Source organism: Paenisporosarcina sp. TG20, assembly GCF_000286315.1.
Lineage (GTDB): Bacteria > Bacillota > Bacilli > Bacillales_A > Planococcaceae > Paenisporosarcina.
The window spans coordinates 1-21,264 of record NZ_ALJG01000313.1; the positions used below are offsets into that span (position 1 = coordinate 1).

At 37.0% G+C, this 21,264-nt stretch carries 19 protein-coding genes; 8 read left to right on the plus strand and 11 right to left on the minus strand.

All coding sequences use genetic code 11. The annotated features are described in order from the left end of the window. Nucleotides 1–710 precede the first annotated feature (710 nt). The 4 genes from B371_RS0111955 to B371_RS0111970 form a co-directional block, all read right to left on the minus strand. Nucleotides 711–1,262, minus strand: a complete 552-nt coding sequence (locus tag B371_RS0111955; protein ID WP_019414554.1) for a carbonic anhydrase — start codon at nucleotides 1,260–1,262, stop codon at nucleotides 711–713. Between the two features lie 1,069 nt (nucleotides 1,263–2,331). Beyond that, complete coding sequence (gene mreBH / locus B371_RS0111960; protein WP_019414555.1) at nucleotides 2,332–3,339, minus strand: rod-share determining protein MreBH; 1,008 nt, start codon at nucleotides 3,337–3,339, stop codon at nucleotides 2,332–2,334. 252 nt (nucleotides 3,340–3,591) lie between these two features. Next, complete coding sequence (locus tag B371_RS23785) at nucleotides 3,592–3,732, minus strand: hypothetical protein (RefSeq protein ID WP_019414556.1); 141 nt, start codon at nucleotides 3,730–3,732, stop codon at nucleotides 3,592–3,594. A gap of 108 nt (nucleotides 3,733–3,840) precedes the next feature. Then, nucleotides 3,841–5,073: an aminopeptidase gene (locus B371_RS0111970; protein ID WP_019414557.1), complete on the minus strand. Its 1,233-nt coding sequence runs from the start codon at nucleotides 5,071–5,073 to the stop codon at nucleotides 3,841–3,843. A gap of 150 nt (nucleotides 5,074–5,223) precedes the next feature. Between B371_RS0111970 and B371_RS0111975 the strand changes: the two genes are divergently transcribed. Beyond that, complete coding sequence (locus B371_RS0111975) at nucleotides 5,224–6,318, plus strand: carbohydrate kinase (protein ID WP_019414558.1); 1,095 nt, start codon at nucleotides 5,224–5,226, stop codon at nucleotides 6,316–6,318. After that, entirely contained in the window at nucleotides 6,319–7,239 is a 921-nt protein-coding gene (locus tag B371_RS0111980; protein ID WP_019414559.1) for a pseudouridine-5'-phosphate glycosidase, read from the plus strand. A gap of 276 nt (nucleotides 7,240–7,515) precedes the next feature. Here the strand turns inward: B371_RS0111980 and B371_RS0111985 are convergent, their stop codons facing one another. Further along, the gene (locus B371_RS0111985; RefSeq protein WP_019414560.1) at nucleotides 7,516–7,737 is read right to left on the minus strand and encodes a DUF1128 domain-containing protein; all 222 of its coding nucleotides are present in this window, start codon (nucleotides 7,735–7,737) and stop codon (nucleotides 7,516–7,518) included. Nucleotides 7,738–7,884: 147 nt separating this feature from the next. On the opposite strand from B371_RS0111985, the gene B371_RS0111990 reads away from it, so the two are divergent. Together B371_RS0111990 and B371_RS0111995 are read left to right on the plus strand one after the other, a co-directional pair. Beyond that, a complete protein-coding gene (locus B371_RS0111990) occupies nucleotides 7,885–8,289 on the plus strand; it encodes a YtxH domain-containing protein (RefSeq protein WP_019414561.1) in 405 nt (134 codons plus the stop codon). Nucleotides 8,290–8,305: 16 nt separating this feature from the next. Beyond that, nucleotides 8,306–9,265: a YihY/virulence factor BrkB family protein gene (locus B371_RS0111995; protein ID WP_019414562.1), complete on the plus strand. Its 960-nt coding sequence runs from the start codon at nucleotides 8,306–8,308 to the stop codon at nucleotides 9,263–9,265. A 13-nt stretch (nucleotides 9,266–9,278) separates the two neighbouring features. Here B371_RS0111995 and B371_RS0112000 read toward each other — a convergent pair whose 3' ends face one another. The 3 genes from B371_RS0112000 to B371_RS0112010 form a co-directional block, all read right to left on the minus strand. After that, nucleotides 9,279–11,162 carry a heavy metal translocating P-type ATPase gene (locus tag B371_RS0112000; protein ID WP_019414563.1) on the minus strand — a complete coding sequence of 628 codons (1,884 nt, stop codon included), beginning with the start codon at nucleotides 11,160–11,162 and terminating at the stop codon, nucleotides 9,279–9,281. 150 nt (nucleotides 11,163–11,312) lie between these two features. Next, a complete protein-coding gene (locus B371_RS0112005) occupies nucleotides 11,313–12,854 on the minus strand; it encodes a fumarate hydratase (protein ID WP_026023044.1) in 1,542 nt (513 codons plus the stop codon). 444 nt (nucleotides 12,855–13,298) lie between these two features. Further along, on the minus strand, nucleotides 13,299–13,481 hold the full coding sequence (locus tag B371_RS0112010) for an SE1561 family protein (protein WP_019414565.1): 183 nt from the start codon (nucleotides 13,479–13,481) through the stop codon (nucleotides 13,299–13,301). Nucleotides 13,482–14,075: 594 nt separating this feature from the next. On the opposite strand from B371_RS0112010, the gene B371_RS0112015 reads away from it, so the two are divergent. Beyond that, nucleotides 14,076–15,254, plus strand: coding sequence for an MFS transporter (locus tag B371_RS0112015; protein ID WP_019414566.1), 1,179 nt, complete (start codon nucleotides 14,076–14,078; stop codon nucleotides 15,252–15,254). Between the two features lie 1,064 nt (nucleotides 15,255–16,318). Here the strand turns inward: B371_RS0112015 and rlmD are convergent. From rlmD to B371_RS0112030, 3 genes are read right to left on the minus strand one after another with little or no spacing between them, the layout of a single operon-like run. Beyond that, nucleotides 16,319–17,692 carry a 23S rRNA (uracil(1939)-C(5))-methyltransferase RlmD gene (rlmD, locus tag B371_RS0112020; RefSeq protein ID WP_019414567.1) on the minus strand — a complete coding sequence of 458 codons (1,374 nt, stop codon included), beginning with the start codon at nucleotides 17,690–17,692 and terminating at the stop codon, nucleotides 16,319–16,321. A gap of 52 nt (nucleotides 17,693–17,744) precedes the next feature. Next, entirely contained in the window at nucleotides 17,745–18,548 is an 804-nt protein-coding gene (pdaA, locus tag B371_RS0112025) for a delta-lactam-biosynthetic de-N-acetylase (protein ID WP_019414568.1), read from the minus strand. A 47-nt stretch (nucleotides 18,549–18,595) separates the two neighbouring features. Then, entirely contained in the window at nucleotides 18,596–19,495 is a 900-nt protein-coding gene (locus tag B371_RS0112030) for a TIGR01777 family oxidoreductase (protein WP_019414569.1), read from the minus strand. A gap of 120 nt (nucleotides 19,496–19,615) precedes the next feature. Here B371_RS0112030 and recX point away from each other — a divergent pair, with 120 nt between their 5' ends. From recX to B371_RS0112045, 3 genes are read left to right on the plus strand one after another with little or no spacing between them, the layout of a single operon-like run. Next, nucleotides 19,616–20,425, plus strand: a complete 810-nt coding sequence (gene recX, locus B371_RS0112035; protein ID WP_019414570.1) for a recombination regulator RecX — start codon at nucleotides 19,616–19,618, stop codon at nucleotides 20,423–20,425. Beyond that, nucleotides 20,418–20,747, plus strand: a complete 330-nt coding sequence (locus tag B371_RS0112040) for a YfhH family protein (RefSeq protein WP_019414571.1) — start codon at nucleotides 20,418–20,420, stop codon at nucleotides 20,745–20,747. Before recX ends, B371_RS0112040 begins: the two co-directional genes overlap by 8 nt. A gap of 1 nt (nucleotide 20,748) precedes the next feature. Next, complete coding sequence (locus B371_RS0112045) at nucleotides 20,749–21,018, plus strand: YfhJ family protein (protein ID WP_019414572.1); 270 nt, start codon at nucleotides 20,749–20,751, stop codon at nucleotides 21,016–21,018. Nucleotides 21,019–21,264: the final 246 nt, after the last annotated feature.

Sequence of the window (21,264 nt, forward strand, 5' to 3'; positions counted from 1 at the left end):
AACGGAAATCATAACCGGAAACCAAAGTTGATATTATGTTCTTGCTTAAAAGACCGGGCGTACTTTGCCCGGTTTTTCTTATGCAATTTGGTACACTGAAAACAGGTCAACGATTCAGGAAAAGAGGTGTTGGGAGTGGTATTCGGATGAAGAGCAAAAAGACAACTTTCGCTGTCTGAAAAATAGATGTTTGTTTTCGCTGCGAACGTTCTTATTGTGATGGTCAGTGTTCAATTCCTAATCCAGCAACCTGCGGGTTGGCGTGGTGTCCGATTGAAAGAAGCCGTTTCGAACAGAACCCCACTGCTTTAGCAGTGGGAGTGTCAGTAAAACCATTAATATTGGCGATAACCTGTCTTAAACAAAATGAAAGAACGCATAAAGTAGCTCCTAAACCTTATAGAAATTTTAATAGGCTAAAATTGTTTCTTTGGCAGCCTACATTCTATGAAGTGAGTGTCCATTCTCCCATCAACCAAATCCAAATTACTTTGAATCTGCGGGCGGGCGACGACGAAAACACACAGCAAGATTGCAGGTGAAAGACAGAGCGCAAAGTGACGTCGTCACTTTGCGCTCTGTCTTCATTCATTCTTTAGGCTATGTACAGTTGGTTGACGACTAAAAGCTCCCCTGAAACACAAGTAAAGACAATGTTTTTATTAGTACTTTTTATCCTAAATCCCCGTACTTGATCCTTTCATCTGCATTTAGGATTCCACTATATCTAATCTGCCTGTTGATGGATCAATAACTAAACCATGCACAGCAACATCTTTGACTATTAAAGGGTGATTGCGCACCATGTCAACACTGTGTCTTACACTTTCATGGACATCTTCGAATCCTCTCAACCAGTCGGTTAACTTAACCCCGGAGTAATTCAACATGTTAATGGTTTCTTGTTGAATGCCTCGATCTAACATCTTTTGTAGCATTTTTTCCGGTTTGATAGCGCTCATACCGCAGTCATAATGACCAATTATGTAAATTTCTTCAGCATTCAACTCGTAAACAGCGACGAGTAAGCTACGCATAATTCCACCAAAAGGATGATTAATGACTGCACCAGCACTTTTCACTATTTTCACATCGCCATTTTTAAAATTCATAGCCTTTGGTAAAAGTTCAAATAATCGTGCATCCATACAAGTTAATATAACGATTTTTTTATCAGGAAACTTTGACGTAATATATGGTTCATATTGTTTTTCAGCAACAAAAATTTTATTAAAATCTAGAATATCATTTAATAAAGACATATAGTATCCCCCTTATTATCACTACTTCTTATTGTAAATGATATTCATATAAATTATCCACTTTTCTGTAATTATAAATGGCTCTGTTAAAACACCTCTGCTGATTTCCGTTAAAATGTACTTTCTTGTTTCGTCGCAACCGAATTGTGCTAGTCTAATTCGTTCCCTAGGGGTCTCACCTGACACGCTATTCCCGCTGAAGTCGCCGCCTTTCACTACAATCATTTAACTGTTATTAATCAAAGTTATAAAAATAAATACAAAAAAATCGTCATATCTTGTAAAGAAAAGACGATTTTTTATTTGCAATCCAATGAGTTTGACCGATAAGGATTTCAATTTTAGCGATAAACACGTCAGTTTGAACGCCTAAGTTTTGTATGATAGAAGGAAAAACTCGAAAATCTTCTTATTAGCCAATGACTAGCTAATAAGATCGTTCGTTAGCGATGTCTTCTTTTAAACAGGAGGTAGCGTAAACAAAACCATTTAAATTACAAAAAAAGAGCCAGGGAGCTATTCGCTCCCTGGCTCTTATCTGTTAGAGAGGGTGTCTTTTAATATGCGGTTCACCAAGTGAACTTGGCAACGAGACGGGTTTGGTTAATAGAACACCCAGTTTGACCAATAAGGATTTAAATTTGACCGATAAGCACTCCAATTTAACCGATAAAGTGCTCAGTTTTGAACGATAAGCTTTCCATGAACGAGGGAGAGATTTAAAAGGCGTCTTATTAGCCAAGTTGACTTTCCAATGAGACAGCCGTTAGCGATGTCTTCTTTTAAACAGGAGCGTAGCGTAAACAAAACTATTTAAATCACTAAAAAAGAGCCGTGGAGCTATTCGCTCCCTGGCTCTTTTCTGTTAGAGAGGGTGTCTTTTAATATGCGGTTCACCAAGTAAACTTGGCAACGAGACGGGTTTGGTTGATAGAACACCGAGTTTGACCGATAAGGATTTCAATTTGACCGATAAAGTGCTCAGTTTGAACGATAAGTTTTCCATGAACAAAGGAAGATTCGAAATATGTCTTATTAGCCAAGTCGTTTCGTCAGCTTGCCAGTTTCATTAACGGGCAATTTTTTGGATTCTATCCATCATTACCAGTGAACGCCCTGTGCCAATCGCTACAGACTCAAGTGGTTGAGGAGCTATATGGACTGGAACAGATACTTCATTTGTTAACCATTCTTGCATTCCTTTTAGTAAAGCACCGCCTCCGGTTAAAACAATACCTTGATCTACAATATCGCCCGAAAGTTCAGGGGGACAACTTTCAAGGGTTGCACGTATAGCTTCTAAAATAGATAATAATGACTCTTTTAATGTCTCTTGGACTTCAACAGAATTAACCTTTATTGTTATCGGAAGTCCTGTTACTACGTCACGACCTCGAACGTCCATTGTTTCAACTGTATGTGGTACTAAAGCGTACCCTACTTCTATTTTTATTCTTTCAGCTGTACGTTCTCCTATTATTACATTAAACTTTTTACGGACAAATTGAATGATGTCTTCATCCATACGGTCACCAGCTATTTTCACTGTGTTAGAAGAGACAACTCCACCAAATGAGATGATCCCCACTTCAGTAGTACCGCCGCCAATATCAACGATAACACTAGCAATAGGCTCACTAACAGGCAGGTCTGCCCCAATTGCGGCTGCTACAGTTTCTTCGATCAAGTGAACTTCTTTAGCCCCACTATTTTTAACAGCATCATGTATAGCACGACGCTCTACTGATGTAGCACCAGATGGAGTACATACCATTACGTTTGCTTTACGAACAGAGAGTCCAATTATTTTACTTACTTTTTTCATTACCATTCGTAACATATCTGTTGTTACGTCAAAATCTGCAATTACACCATCTTTCAAAGGACGAATAACAGTTATAGAACGTGGAGTTTTACCAATCATACTTTTTGCTTCTTCACCAAACGCAATAACCTGTCTAGTCTTAGTATCCACTGCAACGACAGATGGTTCATTTAAAATTATTCCTTTATTTTTTGTATATACTAGGATATTAGCTGTACCCAAATCAATCCCTAATTCTATAGTTGCAAACATTTAGTTTCCTCCTTAAGTAACTCACTGCTACATAAGTATAGTGTATTTAGGGACGTAATCCATGTGGTACTTATTGGTAGATATCAATTATTACAGAGCGTCTTAGGGAATTAGATTTAGAGAGGGTAAGAGAAATAAGTATCTTGTAGGAGATTGTCACAGTGTTGTTATATTAGTGTAGTAAACTTGTAAACAAGTTGTTAAGTGATAACAAAAAAAGCAGTCGTCAAATGACGACTGCTTTTCTATATGTTAAAAATTATTATCAGGTTTTGGATCAATTATTGTTGCATCGCGAGAAATTAGAGCTGTTTGTAAAAAATAAACAACGAAATAAGTAACCACTGCTATAAGAACTGCAAAGCCAATCACAGTGAGTATGCCGAAAGCCATGAGAATTCCCCTTTCTACTAAGCTGTTTAATTAATTGCCTAATAGTAAGTATACAACATTTAAGAGAATCTTTACAGCGTTATTTGTGACAATCTAAAATTTGTTCAATTAAAATGCCCAGTTTCCACCACGGAAGATAGCTTCTTTAGTACCGTCTTCTAGAATGCCATCGATGTCCATTTTATCTGAGCCAATCATAAAGTCAACGTGCGTAATACTCTGGTTTAAACCGTTTTCTTCTAGCTCTATCTGTGACATTTTTTTACCGCCTTCTAAACAGAATGCATACGCGCTACCTATTGCTAAATGGTTTGATGCATTTTCATCAAATAAGGTGTTGTAGAAAAGTAAACCAGATTCAGAGATAGGTGAGCGATGTGGAACTAAAGCAACTTCGCCTAAATGCTTTGCCCCTTCATCCGTGTTTATCAATTGTTGTAATACTTCTTGACCTGCAGCTGCTTCTACTTTAGTAATGCGACCTTTTTCAAAAGTAATTTTGAAGTCTTCAATGATGTTACCACCATAGCTTAATGGTTTAGTACTAGAAACTACGCCATCTACGCCCGTTTTTAAAGGAACCGTAAATACTTCCTCAGTTGGCATGTTCGCCATGAACGTTTCGCCTTTTTCATTTACACTTCCAGCACCGCACCATAAATGGCCATTTGGAAGTTCAATTGTTAGATCTGTTCCTGGTGCAGTATAGTGCAATTTATGGTATTTCTTTTCGTTTAAATAATCAACTTTTTCATGAAGAAGGTCATCGTGTTTTGACCATGCTTCAATCGGTGCTTCAACATCTGCACGAACCGCTTTAAAAATAGCGTCCCATAAAGAAGAAACTTGTTGTTCTTCGGGTAAATCTGGGAATACTTTAGCTGCCCAAGATTTTGAAGGTGCTGCAAGAACGGTCCAACTGATTTTATCAGATTGAACGTATTGTCTGTATTTCGTTAATGCTGTTCCAGCTGCTTTTTGGAATGTAGCAATACGAGATGAGTCAATGCCTTTCAACAAGTCAGGGCTTGAAGATACGATACTCATAAATGCGGCACCTTGATCAGCTAATTGTTCACGTTCTTGTACTTTCCATGCTGGGTATTCCTCGAACGAAGCACTTGGTGCCATCTCGAAACGTGTCCGAGTTATAACGTCATCTGTCCAATCTACATAAACTTGTTTTGCCCCAACTTCATAAGCCGTTTTTGTTAAAAGTCGAACGAAATCGGGATTATCAATTGATGCAGTAATATATAGAATTTGTCCTGGTTGAATATTTACCCCAACCTTAACTGCTAAGTCTGCATACTTTTTTAGATTTTCATTAAACAATGTCATAAGGCATTCTCCTTTTTTACAAGCTCTTTCTATACTAGCAATACTTGAAGGTGTAAATCAAACGAAAAGTTAGAGAGACGAAATAATTTAAACTTGAAAACGCTATAACAAAAGTTTATGATTAAAACAAATGTTTAGAAAGGAGACTTTATGAACGAAAAAGAAAAGGCAATCATTGAGATGATTAGTCAAAATCCATTCTTGACTCAAAAAGAAATGGCAGAGGCAATAAATGTTTCGAGACCAGCATTAGCTAATTTAATTTCAGGCTTAGTGAAACAGGGGAAAATTGCTGGGAGAGCATATATATTGCAGCAAGAAAAAGAAATTCATTGTATTGGTGGAGCCAATGTAGACAATAAATATCATCTGCAACAAAATGTCCAGTTGGGCTCTTCTAATCCAGCAAATGTAACTAAAAGTGTCGGTGGTGTTGCTCGGAATATCGCGGAAAATTTAGGACGTCTTGGCCATAAGGTGCGTTTATTTACAACTGCTGGGAATGACGCGGATTGGCAAACAATTGAAGCGTCATCACAAAGTTTTATGAATTTACAATCGATTAAGCAACTTTCTAATCATACTACAGGATCGTATTCAGCTGTCATTGACCCAACAGGTGAATTGGTTCTAGCGATTGCCAATATGGATGTTTATGAGGAATTAACCCCAACTTACCTTCAGAGGTTTGACACGTTATTTAATGGATGCCCACTAGTAGTGGTGGACTTGAACTGTCCTAAAGAAACGATACAGTATATTAAAGAAATAGCACGTGAGAAAGAAATCCCATTAGCTATTGTTCCGGTCTCATCACCTAAAATGAATCGGATGCCTGATGACTTATATGGAGTTACTTGGCTGATTTGTAATCTTGATGAAGCCGACATATATTTAGAAATGAAAATCCAAACAGTAGAAGATTTTCATCAAGCAATTAAGAGGTTTCTTGAAAAAGGCGTGATAAATGTGGTAATTACAGCGGGGAGTAAGGGTGTTTTCGTTGGTTCAAAAGAACAACAAATATTTCATTTAGCAGCCCGGAAAACTTCTTCAATAGAGGATGTAACAGGTGCAGGGGACTCTTTTGTTGGTGCAACACTTCATGCTTGGTTAGATGGAATGACGATTCATCAATCCATCAAAACCGGATTATTGAACGCATCTAAAACTCTAGCATCTCCATATACAGTTAGAACTGACTTGTCAGCAGCACGTTTAACAAAAGAAATGGAGGAATATTAAATGAAACAATATTTGTCATATTCAACAGAGGTTAAAGAAGCATTAGAAACAGGTAAAGCAATAGTAGCACTTGAGTCAACAATAATTTCTCATGGTATGCCTTATCCACAAAACGTTATTACGGCTAAAGAAGTAGAACAAATTATTCGTGATCATGGTGCTGTACCTGCAACGATTGCAATTTTGGATGGTCAAATCAAAATTGGTTTGTCTGATGAAGAGTTGGAAGTGCTAGGAAATAGTAAAGACGTGGCTAAAGCTTCCCGTCGTGATTTACCATATTTGCTAGCAACGAAACAAAAAGGAGCTACAACCGTTGCGGCAACAATGATTTGTGCGGATTTGGCAGGCATTCGTATATTTGTAACAGGTGGAATTGGAGGGGTACACCGTGGTGCAGAAAATACAATGGATATTTCAGCAGATCTAGAGGAATTAGCAAAAACAAATGTAGCAGTCATTTGTGCAGGAGCAAAATCGATTTTAGACATAGGATTAACTATGGAATATTTAGAGACTAAAGGGGTGCCTGTAGTTGGTTATCAAACAGATTTTTTACCAGCATTTTATACACGTACTAGCCCGTTTTCAGTGAATTTCCGTGCTGATGATGCCCAAACTGTTGCAGCAATGTTAAAAGCAAAGTGGGAATTAAATTTAACTGGTGGAGCAGTTATTGCTAATCCGATAAGAGAAGAAGATGCAATGGATGAATCATTTATTACGGATATTATTGAAAGAGCATTGTCTGAAGCCAATGAAAACGGAATAGTTGGTAAAAACGTCACACCTTTCTTATTAGGAAAAGTAAAAGAATTGACCGAAGGAAAGAGTTTAGTTGCCAATATAGCTTTAATTAAACACAATGCGGCTGTCGGAGCAGAAATTGCGGTGGCGTTTCAAAACGACTTAAACAGATAGTAGCCTTTAGCAGTATGCCATAATTGTTAATCCAGATTACAATACTGAATTGATACTAAAAACAGACGGCCGCAATTATATCTGCGGTCGTCTGTTCTTCATTAATTTAAATTTCGTAAATCCTAAACAGGTGGCAAGTTGTAAAAGCCGATGAGGTAGATGGAAACTAATCATTTTAATATGGAAACTAGACCGTATTCAAAAATAGTGATTGGTGTTAATTTTTAAATATAAAAAATCCTCTAGTGTTTGAACTAAAGGATTTCAAGTAGTCAATCATTTACGAAGTGATCCAAGTTCAGAAGCGATGGCTTGCATTTCACTTGGACTAAACGTTGTGCGATTTTTAACCATGTTGTACAAATAGTGTAAGTCTTCGTATTGGGAATCATCAAAGTGTTCGGATTTCATTGCATCTACATTGACCATACGAAGTTTATCTTTAATTTGTTCAATCATGTATTCAACATTTTCTTGCGATGGTTGAGTTAAATTCATTTGGGACGCACGCCTGCCTTTCAAATATAATATTAATCATTTCATGCAATAGAAAAATTGTCAAATTAGAATCTGTATTAGTTTAATTTGTGAAAAGGAAGGGTATATTAAAAGACATGACTTTTGAATCTATAGGAGGTTTTATTAATGACTGAAAGTAAATTGATAAAAGGAATTTTTATTGGAGCAATCGCAGGAGCAGGAATAAGTATGTTTGATCGTGCTACAAGAGAAGATTTAAAGTATAAAATGAGAATTATGTCCTATGACGCTAAGTATTATTTGAAAAACCGCGATGATTTAAAATTAAAATTACAAGAAAAAGCGGATAAACTGCAGTCTGTTTATAATCAGTTATCTCAAGATAAACAATACTTAACAGGGAAAGTAGAAGAATTTAAAGCTCTGACCCCTCAAGTGAAAACACTAGTTCTTGATACAAAGGATGCATTCGTTCAATCTAAAGATGAATACAAAACAATTGTAAATAATGATGAAGATGATTTCATTATGCCGGTATTAGCTGAGTCCGAGGATAATAAATATTCTTAAGAAAAGGATTGATTAAATGTCGAACGCAGATAAGCCTAGAGGCAGTCATCAATCCCACTCATCAAATATACTAGATAAGGTTAAATTACTGCATCTTAAAAAGAAGGGGAAAAATAAACCTAATGATGTCACATCATTTAAAGGGTTTTTTAAAGAACTCTTGGCCCGGATTCAGAAAGTAGATGTTACAGCACTTGGTGCGCAACTCGCTTTCTTTTTTTTACTTTCCTTGTTCCCTTTACTAATTTTTATAGTAACTTTACTACCCTATTTAAATTTGCCAGAGGATCAACTGTTTAGTATTTTGCAAACTTATGCTCCAGGTCAAGTTTATACGCTTATAGATAGTACATTGGATGAGGTGTTAAGCAATCGAAACGATGGATTATTGTCAATAGGTATTCTCGCAACCATTTGGTCAGCATCAAATGGCATGAATGCAATGATAAAATCACTTAATCGATCCTATGGCCTTGAAGAAACTAGACCTTTTTTAATCGCAAGAGGAATTTCTATTATTTTTACCTTATTGCTCATCACCCTTTTTGTTGTAGCTTTAGTATTACCCGTTTTTGGTAAACAAATCGGAACTTTACTATTTACATATTTAGGCTATAAACAAGGGTTCTTAACCTTCTGGACTAGTATTAGATGGACAATTCCACCGCTAATGATTTTCGGAGTATTTATGCTGCTTTACTGGATTGCACCGAATAGGAAACTGGATATAAAGAATGTCATCCCCGGTTCTATTTTCGCTACACTAGGATGGATTCTCGTGTCATTTGCTTTCTCAGTATATGTAAGTAACTTTGCCAATTATTCTGCGACTTATGGTAGTATTGGTGGGATTATCGTATTAATGATGTGGTTGTTTTTCTCCGGCACTATTTTAATGGTGGGTGGACAAATAAATGCTGTTATGCAAGAACGAAAAGAAAAATTAGCGATGAAGAAAGCAGGAGCCGGTATTTAAATGGCCCTGCTTTTTATACGTTTCTATGAAGTAGACGTAAACCATTTAAGATGACTAGAATTGTGCTGCCTTCATGGCCAATAACACCAAGGGGGAGATTAATAATTTGAAAGAAATTACTAATTACTAATAAAGCAATTACAGTAACGGAGAAAAAGATATTTTGCTTAACGATGCGATTCATTTTACGAGACAAGTGGATTGCGTAATTAATTCGTGCTAATTCATTTTTCATAAGTACAACGTCTGCTGTTTCAAGCGCAACATCTGTACCTTCCCCCATGGCAATACCAGTTGTAGCAGTTGCTAAAGCGGGTGCGTCATTAATGCCATCCCCAACCATCCCAACGTTCCCGTATTTCGCAATAAGTTCTTTCATATGTGTCATTTTTTTCTCTGGTAAACAATCTGCAATATAGTGATCTACGTCAGCTTCTTCCGCAATTACTTTTGCTGTTCGCTCATTATCACCTGTTAACATAATTGTATAAACACCAGATTGACGTAGTAGAGCTATAGCTTTTTTCGTTTCAACACGAACAATATCACGGAGTGCAACAATTGCCATAATCCCTTCATTATTTGCTGCAAAAATAACTGTTTTACCTTGTTCTTCCAAGATAGGAGCTAAACCATTATGAAAATTCATTGCTTCATCAGACCCTACAAAACTTGGTTTCCCAACTTTCCACTCGTTTGAGCCAACAACTGCTATAATTCCCCAACCAGGTACATCTTCCATATTTTGAATAGGGAAAATAGTAACGCCTTTATTTATAGCAAATTTTAAAATGGCTTTAGCTAGAGGATGTGTGGATTGGGATTCAATACTAGCAAGTATTTCTAAAATCTCATGCTCATCTACTCCGTCACGTACAATAAAATCTGTAACTTCAGGCTTGCCTTGAGTCAAAGTTCCTGTTTTATCAAGCGCTATGGCTTTCATAGAACCTAGATTTTCTAAGTGAACGCCACCTTTAAATAATAAGCCATTTTTTGCCCCATTTGAAATGGCAGAAAGTGTAGCTGGCATAATTGAAGCTACAAGCGCACAAGGTGATGCTACAACTAGTAAAACCATGGCACGATAAAATGTTGTATTCCAATCCCAACCAAGAACAAAGTGGGGGAGGAACATCATGATTGCGACAGTAATTAGAACAACCTTCACATATTTACCTTCAAATCGTTCGATAAACTGCTGAGTAGGTGACTTCTCACTTTGAGCCGATTGGACAAGGTCAATAATTTTCTGAACCAGCGATTCACTACTAGGTTTGGTCATTTCAATTGTTAGTACACCATTTAAATTAACAGTCCCAGCAAACAAATTTTCATCTAAGTGTTTAGATACAGGAATGGATTCGCCACTAATCGCTGCTTCATCAACGGAGGAATTCCCGCTGATTACAACACTATCAACTGGAATGCGTTCACCTGGCTTAACAAGGAGGCGATTTCCTATAATTAAGTTTTTAACAAGTACACGATTTGTTTGGTCATTTGAATCGAGCAGCCAAGCTTCTTCGGGTTGTAATTTCATCAAAGCGGATAATTCTCGTTTGCTTTTGTTCATCGTGTACGTTTCTAAAGCACCACTCAAAGCGAAGATGAAAATAAGAATGGCTCCTTCTGTCCAATATCCAACAAGGGAGGAACCGATAGCCGCAAATATCATGAGTAACTCAACGTTTAATTCTCTTTTTCGAATTGTATGCAAAATTCCTTCTTTTGCTTTGGCGTACCCACCAATTAAAAAAGCGCTTAGATACAAAGATATCGATAGGGAACTTTCTTGATCTTTTCCAATAACCCAAGCTAAAATGATTAGCCCACCTGAAATAAGTGCTGCAATTAATTCGGAATGCGGTTTTAAACGAGTGAATATAGTCTCCATTCGTATGCCTCCTGATAATGAAATTCAATATCACAACCCTATAAATGTACGAAAAGCTGGCACTCCCAAAGGAATACCAGCAGTTATTAGAATTATTATTAAATTATAATCATTATAACATAGAGGATTTGTAGAAATCAATTCAATAGATTATTTATACACACGTTCACTGTATTGAGCTAATTTTTCGAGAGAAGATTTTTCTACATCTGCATGCAAACTATTCCCATGTGAATCCATTGTGACTACTGCTGTGAAGTCTTCTACGCGCAAATGCCACATTGCTTCAGGAAGGCCAAATTGCATTAAATCAACGCCTTCAACACCCTTAATACAGTTAGCATAGTATTGAGCAGCTCCACCTATTGCATTTAAGTACACGCCACCATGTTCATTAAGCGCTGCAAGTGTTTTCTTACCCATACCACCTTTACCCATTACCGCACGTATACCAAATTTTTTCATGATATCACCTTGGTAAGGCTCTTCTCGAATGGAAGTAGTCGGCCCAGCCGCTTTAATTTGCCAATTGCCATCTTTGTCTTTTAATACGACAGGGCCACAGTGATAAATGATTTGACCATTTAGGTCTAGTGGTGCATCGTGATCTGATAAGTACTTGTGTATCGCATCACGACCCGTGTACATCATCCCACTTATTTTTACTACATCGCCCACTTTTAATTTACGAATTTCTTCCTCACTAACAGGCGCACGAAGTTCGACAATATTAGTAGCAATTTCTTCAGTTGAGTCATCTTTACTTTCGTCCTTAAACTCGACTTTTTCGCCTTCTTGAAATTGCCATTGGTTAATTTCACCAGTCGTAGGATTAATATTGATTGCTAATCGACGATATGCCCAACAGTTGTATGCAACAGACACAAAGAAACTAGCTGGAATTCGATGCATTACACCAATCTTACAACCTAGTAAAGTAGCTTCTCCGCCAAATCCCATTGTTCCTATTCCAAGTGTATTCGCTTTTTCGACAGTATATTCTTCAAGTTCAGCAAGTTGTGAATCTGCATTAACATCATCAACGGAACGGAATAATTGCTCTTTTGCTAAATCATATCCTGAAGCACGGTCGCCACCGATTCCTACACCAATGAATCCAGCTGAACAGCCTTGACCTTGTGCTTGGTAGACTGAGTGAAGAATACATTTTCTAATGCCATCTAAGTCACGGCCAGCACGACCGATACCTTCAAGTTCAGTAGGGAGACTGTATTGAATATTTTTGTTTTCACAACCCCCACCTTTTAGAATAAGTTTCATCTCTATGTAATCATTTTCCCATTGTTCAAACTTTACAACAGGAACGCCTTCGCCTAAGTTGTCTCCACTGTTTTCGCCTGTTAGTGAATCCACTGCGTTTGGACGAAGTTTGGCATTTTTTGTAGCAGATACTATCGCACGTTTGATTGCCGCTTTAATTTCTAATTGGTTCACTCCAATTGGTGTTTTGATTTTAAAAGTAGGCATACCGGTATCTTGACAGATTGGTGATACCTTATCATCAGCCATTTGAATATTATTTGTGATGGTGTCTAAACTCATCGAAGCACGAGTTCCGGCATTTTCAGCTGCCTTTGCTTTACTAACTGCACGGCGTACATCCTTCGGTAAGTTCGTCGAAGTTTCGGTAATTAAATCATAAATACTCTTTTCTAAAGTTTCTAAATACATGAGAGTAAACCCCTTCCATACATTACTTAGTTTCTTTTCCATTCATCATTATACTCCTTAGAATAGAAAAAAAGGAATGGGTTTGAAAGAAAAGAGAGACGAATAGAGAAGAATCAATGATATTAATTACACTAATTAGATTAGATATAAGAAAAACCGGGTCCGTTACAACGCACTTTCTTTCGATACAGAAACAGGCATACGCTTTACGAGGCGGTTGGGAAACACCTTGTTACTTGAATGTCTCTGCATCGTAGCGCTAGCTTCGTTTCCTGCGGGTCTCATCTGATCACACTATTCATGCCGGAGTCCTATTTTTAAAGCGTAGTTAGAGCTAACTAAAAACAGGTTGAAGAAAAACTACTAGTTTTTCTTCAACCTGTTTAATTACAGCCACTTTTCTAAAATTAAAATTTATCAGTGAGAGCGGAAAGCCATTTTTGTTTATTCAAATTTTTTAAATTGGTCCATTTTTAGTTCTAAATCATCCATCATTGCAATCATACGATCAATATCTTCAAGTTCAGTTGTTTCTGGTTCAATTGAATCAAGTACTTCTAAGAAAATGTGAAGTCGTTCTTTTAAATATGTGACTTGTTTTTCTTTGTCCGAAATAGACTTGCCCATGTTGACACACCTCTCTTTTGAGTTATCGTAGCTTATATATCATCAGTTTTCAACTAAAGTAGGACTTAAGAATTATTTTCAGTTTATTTGTATTTAGAATATTGTAAATATTTAAATTACATGTTACAGTAAACTTACTTCAACAAGAGAAGGAGGCCGTAGTGAACAGTCGAAACCATCATTTAGTTAGAAGGAGGGGGTTCGAACATTTCACCGGCACAAATAGCCGTGAATTCGATCTATGGACATTCAATTGGATATTAGTAACATTTAAGGCTCAGTCAATCATCTGTTCGCAGATCATCGACTGAGCCTTTGACATTGTTATAGAAGTTCAGAAGGATCTATATAGTTAGAAGCATGCTCAGTCTAACTTGTTTTTCCGTGATTAGAATACCTAAGTAGACAACAGTGGATGATAAGTATGACCTGAATAATCTTGTTGCCCCAATATAAATTGTTGACTTCCAAATATCAAAATCTCTTTCATCTCCATTTACAGTCAATTAATCAACTTTCATTACTCCTATATGGTAGAATTGTACCGAAACAGTTGAAAAGACTTCATTTCAACCTTTACATAGGAGGTCCTTCATGAATCAATTTACAAAGATAGAAAAGAGAAGATTTTGGATTTTGGTAACCATTGTTTCCATTTCTGGTTTTTCTCAAGGGATGTTGTTACCACTCATATCCATTATTTTCGAACAAGATGGTGTTTCATCTACCTTAAACGGTCTAAATGCCACAGGTTTATATATCGGTACGATTCTCATTTCTCCATTCATGGAGCAACCGCTTCGGAGGTTTGGGTATAAACCAATTATTATCGTTGGAGGAATATTGGTTTTTATATCTTTATTATTATTTCCACTATGGAAAAGTGTTGCTTTTTGGTTTGTTTTACGGTTAATTATCGGAATTGGAGACCATGCACTTCATTTTTCAACACAAACTTGGATTACTAGCTTTTCACCTCAAGAACGCTTAGGACGTAATATTGCATTGTATGGATTGTCCTTTGGAATTGGTTTCGCCGTAGGTCCTTTATTTCTACCGCTTGTCTCCATTTATGAGGGATTACCGTTTATAGTATCAGGTATTTTATGTATATTTGCTTGGTCGCTTATTTTTTTGGTTAAAAATGATTTTCCAGGATATATGCATTCGACATCGACGATGCGGGGGACTTGGGCACGTTTTGGTGCAACTATTGGTTTTGCCTGGGTAGCATTTATTCCCCCATTTAGCTATGGCTTTTTGGAATCTAGCCTGCATGCAATTTTTCCGGTTTATGCGTTGAGAAATGAAGTAGATGTTTCTATGGTTTCAATTATTTTAGTGGCATTTTCAACCGGGGGTATTATATCGCAACTACCCTTAGGTGCTTTAAGTGATCGGATTGGCAGGAAAAAAGTCATACTCTTGGCTTTGTTTGGTGGTGCATTTTCTTTTAGTGGTGCGGCTCTTCTTGAGGGTAATATATGGACTCTTATTGGTGCGTTTTTAATCGCAGGACTATTTATCGGTTCGTCTTTTTCTTTAGGTATTGCATACATGGTAGATTTGACGCCTAAAGAATTATTGCCAACTGGGAATTTATTATGTGGGATATTTTTTAGTGTAGGTAGCTTAACTGGTCCGCTTATGGGTGGCTTCTTTTTAGAATACTTTGAGGGCTTTAGCTTCTTATGGCTTGTTTCATTATTTTTACTTACATTAAGTTTAATAAGTTTGTTAAAACCTAAGAAAGAGCATGTACAATCGATATAGTAAGTTGACGGGCGTTACGCAATAAACCACATGTTTTAGGGGGAGATTGTATTCTCTTCGCTTTAAAAAAACCTGAATCGCTCTGTAAGCGATTCAGGTTTTTTTAATATATCTAACGATGAAATATCGATGCCCTTGACAGAAAAGGACCGGGCACACTTCCCGGTTTTTCTTATTGACTGACCTTTGATCAACTATTTGTAGGGGTTTCTAACTTATTTAACTGAAAAAGAAGATTCTCCAAACTGATAACTATAATAGGGACATCTGTTTCAGCAAGAATGCACATTTTTGTTGGAATATAGTGGTTATTTACTGCTAAGTGGATGAAAAGTAGTCTTGAGTGGACGGAAAGTTATGCTGAGTGGACGAAAAGATGACATGAGTGGACGGAAAGCCGGTCTGAGTGGATGAAAAACTGATCTGAATGGATGAAAAGTTCTATTATGATGAAAAGAGTCCATTCAGAGAGTTAACGACGGGTATAAACTTGCTGCATATTTTTTAAAATATTAGAATGTATATAAAATTGATGTGCTATGAACGGTGTTAAATAATACGGAGACTAACATTCTAATATGGATTATCTATCCGTGATAACACTGATTAATGTTCTTTAGTTTCCAAGCTTAAATCGAAACTAAAAAGCAATGGTTTATATTACATAGGCGTTTGTCAGTATGACTATAAATCATTCATACGCCAGGTAGCAGAAAGAAATTACCCAACCTTAAAAAATGAAGAAAAAGGCCGAAATAGTATCTTCGGCCGCGTCTCTCTATGAATTTAGTGTCTATGCGCTCATCAACCCAAATCAACAATAGGATATATCCATTGGTTGAAGGGGCGTGTCGGACGCAAAACTGCCGAAAGATTGCCTGTAAGAAAGGGATGAGTGAAGTGAAACTTCGCTCATCCCTTTTACTTTTGAGGTTATGGTGCTGTAGATTTGCACGTCCAAAGCGACCCGGAAACCGAAGGAGATACAATTTGAAATATCCTTATTAACTAATTATATTCATTTGTATTTTCTTAAAGGACTGGGCATATTTTGCCCGATCTTTTTATTTACGTACAAGCAATGTCACGCTTTCAATTTGAGCAGTTTGTGGGAACATATCGACTGGTTGGATATATTCTATGTTGTAGATCTTACGTAACTGACTTAAATCTTTCGCTAAAGTAGACGGATTACATGAAGTATAGACAAAGCGCTTTGGTCGTACATTTAAAATCGTGTGTAACAAGCTATCCGATAAGCCAGTCCGTGGTGGATCAACAGTTAATACATCAAGTTTAAAACCTTCACGACTCCATTTAGCAATCCATTCCTCTGCAGTACCCGTTTCATAAGTAGCATGTGTAAATCCATGTTTTTCAGCATTTTTCTTTGCATCGAAAATACTATCAGCTACAATATCCATTCCGCGTACTTCTTTTGCTTGATCTGCTAACCAAAGACCAATTGTACCGACACCACAATACGCATCCACAACATTTTCGTGCCCGGTTAATGCAGCTGCAGACTTAATTTCATTATATAAATGAACAGTTTGTGTAGGATTCAATTGGAAAAAAGCACGTGCCGATAAATCAAAAGAAAGTTCACCTAACTCTTCGTGCATCGTTTTTTTGCCATGAAGAACAATTGTACGATCTCCAAAGATTAAAGAAGTTTGTTTAGGATTAACATTTTGGACAATCGAAACAATAGCGGGATCAATTGCTGCTAATTTATCAATCAGTAGTTGGCGTTTGGGCATTTCAGCAAGTGTTGTGACTAGAACTAACTGGATTTGCCCCGTTTGAATACCAGTTCTGACAACAATCGTTTTGACTAAGCCATTGTTAGTTTCTTCATCATAAATTGGGATTTTAAGTCTCTCTAGAATCCGTTTTACGGCATTTGTCACAAGTGTAGTGTGCGGATGTTGCACAATACATTCATCTATATCTAATAACTGATGTGTTCCTTCAGCAAACAGACCCGCATGTACTTTATTTCCGTCTTTTCGTACTTGAAATTGACTTTTATTACGGTAATGCCAAGGGTTTTCCATCCCAATTGTTTTACGAACATCGATATTTGATGAGATATCTTTTACATAACGTTCAAGAGATTGAACAATCATATCTCGCTTTTCAACTAACTGTTGCTCATACGTCATATGTTGCATCTGACAACCGCCACATGTTTCATAAACAGGGCAGGGAGCTTGTTGACGGTGAGGAGATGATTTTCGGATTTTAAGAATTTTCGCCTCTGAAAAGTTGCTTTTTACAACCTCAACTTGAGCTGTTACTTCTTCTCCTGGTAATGCTCCCTTAACAAAGACAACATTGCGTTTGAAATACCCAACTCCTTCGCCATTAATACCTAAGCGTTTAATGGTTAGTGGGAATTTTTGACCAACTTCTATAATGGTTTGCTGTGACAAAATGTTTTCACGTCCTTTACTACTGTTGATATCAGTATATAGGACAGATTAGTTAATGGAAAGTCAGCGGGACACCGCTATCTTTATTAACTAATTCGTCTAGCGATGAAAATGTATAGCCTTTTTCTTTAGCATCTCGTATAAAGTCAGGTAAGGCGGCTGCATTATCTGGTGACACTGTATGCATTAAAATGATAGCACCTGGGTGCAATTGTTTCATCAAATGGTTGTATGCATATTCCTTTCCTTGAGGGCGGTCAGCATGCCAATCAACAAAAGCTACCGACCAAAACATATGCCGGTAACCGAGTTCATTACCATATGCAAGGAGTTTCTCGCTGAAAACTCCTTCAGGAGGGCGAACAAAACTAGTCTTTTTCTGATCAGTTTTTTCAGCCAGTAATTGATCGAACTTTTCCCATTCTTCTTTCATTCGCGCTTCTGATAAATTAGCCATGTTCGGGTGTCCATAAGAATGGTTCCCTATTTCATGTCCATCATTTATCATTCTCTTCACTAAGTCAGTCGCGCTATCTAAATAATGACCCGTTAGAAAAAAAGTGGCTGGTACTTCTTCTTTTTTTAGAGTGTCTAAAATGGGTTCAGTATGCCCATTTTCATAACCATTATCGAACGTAAGGTATAAGGTTTTTTCGTCTGGGGATCCTTTATAATAGGCACCGTACTTTTTTAAAAGCACATCAAATGCGCTACCTGCTTGAGCTTGTTTTTCTTGTACGCCTCTTTGAAATCCCCAATTAAGTGAATCAGCAACTGCTTGAAATGGATTTAATAAAATGCCTAACGTTAAAATTGTACATGAGGCAATAACGCCTAACGAATGTTTCCACCACATAAAAACGCAACCTTCCTTTTTAAGTAGGTTGCGTTTTTTTAAAGAACTTATTCATAAATATTTTCAAGTGCATTTGTTAAATCTGGAAATGCAAATGTAAATCCGTGAGTTAATAATTTTTCAGGAATGACTCGTTGACCTTCTAAAACTAGTTGACTCTTATCTCCAAGAACGAGTTTTAAGGCAAAAGCGGGAACAGGAATCCAATGTGGACGGTTCAATACTTGGCCCAAAGTTTTACCGAATTCTTTCATTTGTTTAGGATTTGGTGAAGTCACATTAAATGGCCCTTCAAAATCATCATGTTCCATAGCAAAAAGAATCGCTTTAGCGACATCTGATACATGAACCCATGACACCCATTGATTTCCTGATCCTACTTGTCCACCAACACCCATTTTATAGGGCATTGCCATAAGAGGAAGGGCGCCATCATTCTTTCCAAGAATAACTCCAAAACGTCCAAATGCTACTCGAATCCCATACTGTTCAGCCTGGGTAGCTTTTTTCTCCCAGTCTTCCACTGTTTTCGCCAGGAAATCTGAACCACGAGCAAGTGATTGCTCTGAGTAGGTTTCGTGTTCTGACGGAGGGTACACACCGATAGCACTTGCATTTATTAGGACTTTAGGTTTTTGATCGACTTTTGCTAAAATACGGAGTACTTCATCGGTTGCATTCATACGGCTATCATAGATTTTCTGTTTTTGTTCTTCATTCCAACGTCCATCATTTATAGACGCACCAGCTAAATTAATCCACACATCAATGTTTTCAAGCTGTTCTTCAGGTTTAGCATTATTAACTAACCATTGAACCATATGTGCCGAGTCCGTAGATTGTTTATCAGAACGAGTAAGTATAAATACTTCGTGTCCTTTGTCATTTAGTAGTTTCATAATCTCTTGACCTACAAAACCACTTCCACCTGTAATTGCAACTTTCATTCTATTCCTCCTCATAAGCAGTGTTATTTGTATATTACCCGTTCTTGCTTAAGTGTACACAAATGAATCTGTATAAAATAATGTGTATACTGATTATGTAATGAATATGAGGTGAATTATGTGGCAATTATTACAAAAATAACACGTCAGAAAAATAATACCGAACGCTATAACATTTATATAGAGGAAGTTTATGCATTTGCTGTGGATGAATCGTTAATTATAAAGTATCAGTTATCTAAAAATAGAGTTTTAGAAGACTGGGAGCGGGATGAAATTGTTTTTGATGATGAAGTCCGTAAAGCATTTAACAAAGCCCTTCACTATTTAGCTTTTCGCATGCGTAGCGAATATGAGGTGAAAAAGAAACTACTCGATTTAGAATATGGAGAAGCTGTCGTTTTAGAAGCTATTCAAAAATTGTATAACTTAGGATTTTTGAATGACGTTTCTTTTTCAGAAGCTTTTCTTGAGACGCAAAAACGAGCTAGTAAAAAAGGACCTCGTGTAATACAACAAGAATTAAGGAATAAAGGAATCTCAAAATCACTCCAAGAGGAAGTGCTCAAGACGTATACTGATGAAGACCAAACTCAAATTGCACAAGGACTGGCTGAAAAAATTGCGAATCAACAATCGTCTAAAACACCAAGACAAGTAAAACAAAAAATTCAAGATACCTTATTGCGTAAAGGGTACTCATATGCCATTATAAGCAAAGTAATCGAGGGAATCGAATTTGAAACAGAACCAGATGAGTGGGAAGAAATGATTGCCAGCCAAGGAGATAAAATTTGGCGGAAAGTTACTTTGAAATTCACAGGCTATGATCGTAAAAATAGAGTCAAACAAGCGCTGTATCAAAAAGGGTTTCCTTCTGAACAAATTGACATGTATATTGAAAAAAAGGAGTTAGAAGAAGATGAGTGAAAAAAAATATAGTCAAATGAACGAAACAGAGTTACGCCAAGAAATTTCTAACTTGCTTGAAAAAGCACGTAAAGCAAGCCAACTTGGCTATGTAAATGAGTTTGCTGTATTAGAAAGAAAAGCCCTAATGGCACAAGCCTATTTAGTCGACCCTTCACAATTCATCCCTGGAGAGCTTTATCGTATTGAAGGAGACCCAGGAGTTTTTTTCCAAATAGATTATTTAAAAGGAAAATTTGCTTGGGGTTATCGTATGGGTGGCGAGAAACATGTTGAAGCTTTGCCAATTTCCATGTTAAAACAATTAAAGGAGGGGAAATAATATGCAACAACGAATTGAACAATTAGTTCAAGAGCTCGCTGAAAAAAATGAGGCTCTTTCTGCTTCAAAAGCACGCGTATGGATTGAATTACTATGGTCAGACTTCGAATCATCATACGCAAAAGCAGGTTATGATTATAAAGGTTCCGAAGTAACTGAAAAAGTAATTCGTCAGTGGATAAGTAGTTATGGAGATCGTATACATGAGTTTGTAGGAAATAATCCAAAATATGCTCATCTACTTAATGTTGACGACGATCTTATACAATAAGAAAAGTACACGACAACAATCGTCGTGTACTTTTTATTTTACGCTATAAGATACCACCATGGCTTACGTTACGTTTCACATAAGCCACCAATTACCATGAAAAGTGATCTTCCAGCATAAAAGAGGTGATAGTAAAACCCTTCAAGTCTATAAATGTTTTCACACAAAAGCATATAAATTTAGTGAGCAATGAATCCAGTATTCCCGTTATTTTAAGGAGTAAGTTCTAGTATGATACCGCTGATT

Bases quoted from the DNA above. Each gene is read 5' to 3' on its own strand.
- B371_RS0111955 (WP_019414554.1), bottom strand. From the start codon at position 1,262: ATGTCTTTATTAAATGATATTCTAGATTTTAATAAAATTTTTGTTGCT.
- mreBH (WP_019414555.1), bottom strand. From the start codon at position 3,339: ATGTTTGCAACTATAGAATTAGGGATTGATTTGGGTACAGCTAATATC.
- B371_RS23785 (WP_019414556.1), bottom strand. From the start codon at position 3,732: ATGGCTTTCGGCATACTCACTGTGATTGGCTTTGCAGTTCTTATAGCA.
- B371_RS0111970 (WP_019414557.1), bottom strand. From the start codon at position 5,073: ATGACATTGTTTAATGAAAATCTAAAAAAGTATGCAGACTTAGCAGTT.
- B371_RS0111975 (WP_019414558.1), top strand. From the start codon at position 5,224: ATGAACGAAAAAGAAAAGGCAATCATTGAGATGATTAGTCAAAATCCA.
- B371_RS0111980 (WP_019414559.1), top strand. From the start codon at position 6,319: ATGAAACAATATTTGTCATATTCAACAGAGGTTAAAGAAGCATTAGAA.
- B371_RS0111985 (WP_019414560.1), bottom strand. From the start codon at position 7,737: ATGAATTTAACTCAACCATCGCAAGAAAATGTTGAATACATGATTGAA.
- B371_RS0111990 (WP_019414561.1), top strand. From the start codon at position 7,885: ATGACTGAAAGTAAATTGATAAAAGGAATTTTTATTGGAGCAATCGCA.
- B371_RS0111995 (WP_019414562.1), top strand. From the start codon at position 8,306: ATGTCGAACGCAGATAAGCCTAGAGGCAGTCATCAATCCCACTCATCA.
- B371_RS0112000 (WP_019414563.1), bottom strand. From the start codon at position 11,162: ATGGAGACTATATTCACTCGTTTAAAACCGCATTCCGAATTAATTGCA.
- B371_RS0112005 (WP_026023044.1), bottom strand. From the start codon at position 12,854: ATGTATTTAGAAACTTTAGAAAAGAGTATTTATGATTTAATTACCGAA.
- B371_RS0112010 (WP_019414565.1), bottom strand. From the start codon at position 13,481: ATGGGCAAGTCTATTTCGGACAAAGAAAAACAAGTCACATATTTAAAA.
- B371_RS0112015 (WP_019414566.1), top strand. From the start codon at position 14,076: ATGAATCAATTTACAAAGATAGAAAAGAGAAGATTTTGGATTTTGGTA.
- pdaA (WP_019414568.1), bottom strand. From the start codon at position 18,548: ATGTGGTGGAAACATTCGTTAGGCGTTATTGCCTCATGTACAATTTTA.
- B371_RS0112030 (WP_019414569.1), bottom strand. From the start codon at position 19,495: ATGAAAGTTGCAATTACAGGTGGAAGTGGTTTTGTAGGTCAAGAGATT.
- B371_RS0112040 (WP_019414571.1), top strand. From the start codon at position 20,418: ATGAGTGAAAAAAAATATAGTCAAATGAACGAAACAGAGTTACGCCAA.
- B371_RS0112045 (WP_019414572.1), top strand. From the start codon at position 20,749: ATGCAACAACGAATTGAACAATTAGTTCAAGAGCTCGCTGAAAAAAAT.